The organism is Novosphingobium sp. (assembly GCF_036733805.1).
Lineage (GTDB): Bacteria > Pseudomonadota > Alphaproteobacteria > Sphingomonadales > Sphingomonadaceae > Novosphingobium.
The window spans coordinates 1-2,288 of record NZ_DAIMZT010000137.1; the positions used below are offsets into that span (position 1 = coordinate 1).

Annotated in this window: 2 protein-coding genes and 1 pseudogene; 2 read left to right on the top strand and 1 reads right to left on the bottom strand. The window is 64.0% G+C overall.

The window, feature by feature from the left end:
- Positions 1-278, top strand: a pseudogene (locus V7D69_RS15890) (AMP nucleosidase); the annotation flags it as partial.
- A 1-nt stretch (position 279) separates the two neighbouring features.
- On the opposite strand, the gene V7D69_RS15895 reads toward V7D69_RS15890, so the two are convergent.
- On the bottom strand, positions 280-879 hold the full coding sequence (locus V7D69_RS15895; RefSeq protein WP_324060887.1) for a murein L,D-transpeptidase catalytic domain family protein: 600 nt from the start codon (positions 877-879) through the stop codon (positions 280-282).
- A gap of 228 nt (positions 880-1,107) precedes the next feature.
- Here V7D69_RS15895 and V7D69_RS15900 point away from each other — a divergent pair, with 228 nt between their 5' ends.
- Entirely contained in the window at positions 1,108-2,157 is a 1,050-nt protein-coding gene (locus V7D69_RS15900; RefSeq protein WP_324060886.1) for a L,D-transpeptidase family protein, read from the top strand.
- The last annotated feature ends 131 nt before the right edge of the window (positions 2,158-2,288 follow it).

The window sequence follows — 2,288 nt, forward strand, 5'->3', positions numbered from 1 at the left end:
GCTTTTCGCTAAGCCGGGCGATCGGCATTGACATGGAAAGCGCCACCATCAGCGCACAGGGTTATCGCTTCCGCGTGCCTTACGGCACTTTGCTGTGCGTGTCCGACAAGCCCTTGCACGGTGAGTTGAAGCTGCCGGGCCAGGCGAACCGCTTCTACGAGGAAGCCATCGCCAGTCACCTCAAGATCGGCCTCATCACTTGCGACCTGCTGCGCGAACAGGGCGATCGGCTGCATTCGCGCAAGCTACGCGCATTCAACGAACCGCCGTTCCGCTGATCTATTTCCAGGCGAACAGCAGGTGGCCGGGGCCGAGATGCGCCAGCAGCTCGTCAACAGTTCCCGGAGACACCGCGAAACAACCCTCGCTGCGCCCGACGCGGCCATGCGTCAAAGCCGCGACGGGGCTGACGTAAGGCGCGGCATGAATCACGATGGCGCGCGCGAAGGCCATGCTGTTTTCCGGGTCCAACCCGCGCAACCGCCGCGAGCGGCCGTGCTTGCCGTAATAAGTGTCGGCCGTAAGGTAGCTGCCACGGCTGGACGCGTTCGATCCGGGCTGGTTGGAAAACCGCTCCACCCAGCCGCTGTTACCGGGGTCTGAACCTCGGCCGTGCGAGACGAGGTATGTCGCTCCCACCCGGCCGCCGGCGATATCGACGAGATGAAAACGCGGATGCGCCGAGGGCAGCGAAAAATCGACGATGCCCACGATATCGCGGTGCGTTATGGCGGCGCCGTGCGCATCGAGAGCCGCCCTGGCCTGCCCCAGCAACGCAGGCGGCTCGCCGGTGCGAACCGTCGCGAAAGCACGCGGCGCGACCAGGCCGGTGGATCCCGCAGCAACGACGCCAAGGAAATGGCGTCTGTTGAATTTCATTGTTATGCGATCCCGAGTTTATGCTCTTCGGGGGATATGGGAGTGACTGACGGCGTTTTCAAATATCCTCTGGCTGATACTTGCCGGGCCATTGTGCTGGTACTTGCGCTTGTCTCGTGCGGCGCGGCGAAGGGGCCCACAAAGAACGAAACCGACAGTAACCGGCATTCCCCTTCCCCAAGTGCGCCACCCAATGCTCCCAAGCCAGCCGCCAGCTGGAACCGGGACATGCTTGAACGATTGGTTCATTGGGCGATCGCCGCGCCGGACGATGCGCTTCCCGTGCCGGACCTGCATGATTTGCAGAGCGCCATGGCGAGCGGAGACCAACATGCGATCGATGTGGCGGCAAACTGCGCAGCATTGGGGCTCGCCCGGATGCAGCTGCTCGGCGCGGCCCCGCCGGCCCAGCGCGCCGGCTGGCGAATTACGGACAGCGATACCGCAATCGACCTGGAGGCACGGCTGCAACAAGCCCTCGCCGCCGGCAGCATTGACACGTTCTTCGCAAGCCTGCGTCCCACTCATCCCGACTACGCCGCTCTGCGCGTCGCTTATGCGGCGGAAAAGGACCCGGTGCGCCGCAAGACCATTGCTCTCAACATGGAGCGCTGGCGCTGGATGCCACAGTCGCTCGGCCAGTCGTACGTGCTCGTCAACACAGCCAGCTTTGAGACCAGCCTCTGGCGCGGCGGCGAGCGCGCAGGCACCTGGCAAGTGATCGTCGGCAAGCCTTCCACACCCAGTCCGGTGTTCTCGGCCCGCATCACCGGTGTGACGTTCAATCCCTGGTGGGACATTCCGGCGAGCATCGTGCGCGAAAGGCATGGTCGCTTTCCGACCGGCCAGGGCTACGTGAAGACGGCAGGCGGTTTTCGCCAGAAACCGGGGCCGCTGAATGCGCTGGGCCAAGTGAAGGTTGTGATGCCCAATCCCTATCACGTCTATATGCACGACACCCCAAGCAAGAGCCTCTTCGCTCAGGATGTCAGGGCTTTCAGCCATGGCTGCATTCGTGTGAACGACCCGCTGAACTTGGTCACGGCGCTGCTCGATGGGACCCAAAACCGCGCGCAGATCGATGCCTTGGTCGCGACCGGACGAACCACCACGGTCAATCTGACTAGGCCCCTGCCCGTTTATGTCACCTACTTCACGGCGGGCGTGCTGAGTGACGGCTCCTTCGCCATCCTTCCCGACATTTACGGACGCGATGCGCGCTTGGACGCGCTATTCACGCCGGGGACGACGGAGTGTTCAGGCTCCGGGAGGAGGTGAAGAGCGGCCTTGATCTGCATGAGGGAGCGGGGGGGCGCAGGCATGGCTTATCGCCCGCTGGCGAGTGCGGGATAGTGCCGGGGGACGCGAGGGGCACGAGGGAGAACATCGGGCCGGCGTTGGGGCGCCCG